This window comes from Ruminococcus sp., from assembly GCF_024684275.1.
In genome coordinates, this window is the sequence record NZ_JAIKXF010000129.1 from 1 (window position 1) to 3,467 (window position 3,467).

General features: G+C 45.9%; 3 protein-coding genes and 4 tRNA genes. All 7 read left to right on the plus strand.

Going from position 1 to position 3,467, the window contains the following annotated elements:
- The first annotated feature begins 3 nt into the window (after positions 1-3).
- The 7 genes from K5677_RS13785 to K5677_RS13815 all read left to right on the plus strand — a co-directional run bounded on the left by K5677_RS13785 (position 4) and on the right by K5677_RS13815 (position 3,111).
- Positions 4-79 (plus strand) — tRNA-Val (locus tag K5677_RS13785).
- Positions 80-82: 3 nt separating this feature from the next.
- Positions 83-159 (plus strand) — tRNA-Asp (locus K5677_RS13790).
- A gap of 4 nt (positions 160-163) precedes the next feature.
- A tRNA-Phe gene (locus tag K5677_RS13795) sits at positions 164-239 on the plus strand.
- 30 nt (positions 240-269) lie between these two features.
- Positions 270-345: transfer RNA gene (locus K5677_RS13800), tRNA-Gly, on the plus strand.
- Positions 346-427: 82 nt separating this feature from the next.
- Complete coding sequence (locus tag K5677_RS13805) at positions 428-964, plus strand: hypothetical protein (RefSeq protein WP_296729110.1); 537 nt, start codon at positions 428-430, stop codon at positions 962-964.
- 121 nt (positions 965-1,085) lie between these two features.
- The gene (locus K5677_RS13810) at positions 1,086-1,997 is read left to right on the plus strand and encodes an NYN domain-containing protein (RefSeq protein ID WP_296729112.1); all 912 of its coding nucleotides are present in this window, start codon (positions 1,086-1,088) and stop codon (positions 1,995-1,997) included.
- Position 1,998: 1 nt separating this feature from the next.
- Positions 1,999-3,111 (plus strand): transglutaminase domain-containing protein, encoded by a 1,113-nt coding sequence (locus K5677_RS13815; RefSeq protein WP_296729114.1) that lies wholly within the window; start codon positions 1,999-2,001, stop codon positions 3,109-3,111.
- Positions 3,112-3,467: the final 356 nt, after the last annotated feature.

Below are 3,467 nucleotides of genomic sequence, written 5' to 3' on the forward strand. Positions count from 1 at the left end.
TGTGGGGGTTTAGCTCAGCTGGGAGAGCATCTGCCTTACAAGCAGAGGGTCACAGGTTCGAGCCCTGTAGTCCCCACCACATGGCCTCGTAGTTCAGTTGGTTAGAACGCCTGCCTGTCACGCAGGAGGTCGACAGTTCGAATCTGTTCGGGGTCGCCAACACGCTTCTGTAGCTCAGTCGGTAGAGCAGGGGACTGAAAATCCCCGTGTCGTTGGTTCGATTCCGACCGGAAGCACCATATAGAACGCGAGAGCGTTCTATATATAATGCGGATTTAGCTCATCTGGTAGAGCGCCACCTTGCCAAGGTGGAGGTAGCGAGTTCGAGCCTCGTAATCCGCTCCATAGTGGCGGGGGAATACTCTCGTCATTGACCAAATCCCGAAGCATTAGTTTCGGGATTTTTTATTTTTTTTGAGGTGATTTTATGAAAAAAGTGAGCAGGCTTTTGGCAATAGTCGGCTTAATCTGCCTTGCAGTCTCTCTTTTGTTCCATTTCTTTTTGTCAATAAAGAGCTGTTCGGTATTTGTGTTCGGCATGACGAATGTCCTTATTGAAAATCTCAGCTTTACTCTGGCATTGGTATTTCTTGGCGGTGCAGGGGTGCTGCGGGGCATAGACAGGGCGCGAAACGGCGAAAAGCTGTCCGCTGTGTTCATGAGCGGCGGCGGAATACTGCTGGCACTGTTTATGCTGATAATCATTACCAGAGGGATCGGGAGCTACAGCAGACTGGTTGTCCGTAAAATGAAAAGCCCTGACAGCTCCCATACGATATATTACTATAAAAGCAGGGATGTTCTGGGCGATTACAGCTATCGCTTTTACAGAAGAACGGGCTTGGTAAAGTATGAATTTATGTTTGAATCTTCAGGTGAAAAAGAGAATGCTGCCATAAAATGGAATGAGGACAGTCTCAGTTTCATGGGAAGTGAGTATGAATATTCCTCATACGGCGAATAAAATAAGATTTAAAAATCCGCACAAAGGGCTTGTTAAGACTTTGTGCGGATTTACTATATACAAAATTAAATAAAAATGTTATAATAATTGTATATCACTATATATAATTATGAGGTGTATCATGGAAAAGGAAATGCGCTACGCCGTTCTTATCGACGCCGATAACGTTGCGGCTAAGTATACGAAGTATATACTCGATGAGGTGTCCAACTACGGCGTCGTAACTTACAAGAGAGTTTACGGCGACTGGACAAGGGCTAACCTTGCAGGCTGGAAGAATATGGCGCTGGATAACGCTATAACTCCCGTTCAGCAGTACAGCTACACCACAGGCAAGAACGCCACCGACTCGGCTATGATAATCGATGCTATGGATATTCTCTATTCCCGTAATGTGGACGGCTTCTGCATAGTTTCCAGTGACAGTGACTTCACAAGGCTTGCTATACGTCTCCGTGAATCGGGTATGCACGTTATAGGAATGGGTGAGCAGAAGACTCCGAAGCCATTCAGTACAGCCTGCAACGCCTTTAAGTACCTTGAGATCCTCGCCGATGAGGAGATACAGGGTACAGGCGAGACGGAAAAGCTGGAGATGAAAACTCTCGAAACTGCTATCGTGCGCATAATAACTGAAAATGCAAACCTCAGAGATGAAATAAATATAGGTGAGCTGGGAAGCAGACTTCTCAACCGCTATCCCGACTTCGACGTGAGAAACTACGGATATTCCAAGTTTTCACAGTTTCTGAAGGAGTTCGACGGTCTGAGCTTCCGTCAGGAGGGAAGCAGTATACTTGTTTCTCAGAAGACAAGCATGACAGACCTTGAACGGATACAGAGCGCCTTAGAGGCTATAATCCGTTCAAACGGCAGCAAGGGCTATAATCTGGGCGAGCTGAAAAAACAGCTCTGTCTGAAGATACCCGGATTTGACGTTAAATCCTATGGCTACTCCAAATTCAGCAAGTTTGTGGAGAATCAGCCGTCATTCAAGATAAAGAATAATACAGTTATGATTTCGGAGAATTGATTTGATTACTAAAAAAACGGCAGCGCTGCTCACAGTGCTCTGCGCGGTGCTTCTTGTGACTGCATGGAGATATATTAAGGTCTCGGGAGTTTTCAGAAAATTTCCCGAGCCGCAGTATCTCACCGAGGAAGAAGCGGAGATAAGACCTGTCTATTATCAGCTGAAAACTGATGAAAAAGCAATATATACCGCACTTTACCGCGGAATCTCAGAGCAGAAGGAGCATATTCCGTTGCCCTATGAGGCGGACGGTGACGAGTACTCTAAAATATATTGTATCCTCGAAAAGCAGGAGGGCGGGTTCTTCTTTCTGGATTCGGTCTACTATACGGCAGCTAAGGTCCGCGATGCGAGAGTGGTCTACCGCGACATCGACAGCGTTGAGCGCAGGGAAAAGGAGCTGCGCGAAAAGGTCAGTGAGATCGTCAGAGGTGCGCTGAATGACGATGACTACTCTCTTGCGAGATATATAAATGATTATCTTGCTGCTCATTGCAGATATATAACAGGCGAGGACAAGGAGTATGCTTCTACGGCGTATGGCTGTCTTGTGGAGGGCGAGGCTAACTGCGAGGGCTATGCAAAGGCGTTTGAGCTGTTGGCGTCAGAGTTCGGAATGAAAAGCGTATTGATAACCGGTACTACGGAATCAGGCGAAAATCATGCGTGGAATCAGGTGAAGGTCGGTACGAGCTGGTACAATATCGATGTAACATGGGCGGATACCGACGATATAGGCGAGACAAGAAAGATGTATTTCCTCTGCGACGATGCAACCTTTGAAAGGACTCATTTTGCCGATAATACGCTCTTTGAACCGTTTCCGTGCGGAAATGCCGATGATAACTATTATGTAAAGAACGGCTTGTATGCGGACAGCGCCGAAAAGGCGGAGGAGATAGTCCGCCGTGAGCTCAGCTCAGGAAACAGCGTGATAGAGCTGCGTTTTTCGGACGGAGAGACTTACAATGCCTTTAAACATGACTATATTGAGTCAGAAAGAATATTTCAGATCGCTTCTGAAACCGGTTATCCTTTCGGCGAGCAGATCAATCTCTGTCTGCGGGAAAGCGAGTCGGAGGGCTGTATGACACTGGATTTCACAGGGGAGTAGTGAAATTAGACACAATTCGAGATAAAGCAACAGTCAAGCTTGTAAGAAATTCCGTGTTGACTTTGCCGTGCGGCTGTGCTATAATAATTAAGTCGCCGCGAGAGAGTGAAACAGTAAGCCTGCTGGCGCAGCGTGGATAACTCACTCGAAAGTGACAACAAAAAATCTCAGAAAATTTTCAAAAAGGTATTGACAAAGAAAACTTTCTGTGATATAATATTAAAGCTGTCGCGTGAGGGAAAGCCAAGCGAAAGACAGAAAAACAGCATCTTGAAAATTGAACAATGCGAAGAAAAAAGTAACGACCCTTGAGATTCCTTTATGAGAAATAAAGGGAAGTCAAGAAAAGACTAAAA

Coding starts and splice junctions, on each gene's coding strand:
- K5677_RS13805 (WP_296729110.1), top strand. CDS start 428: ATGAAAAAAGTGAGCAGGCTTTTGGCAATAGTCGGCTTAATCTGCCTT.
- K5677_RS13810 (WP_296729112.1), top strand. CDS start 1,086: ATGGAAAAGGAAATGCGCTACGCCGTTCTTATCGACGCCGATAACGTT.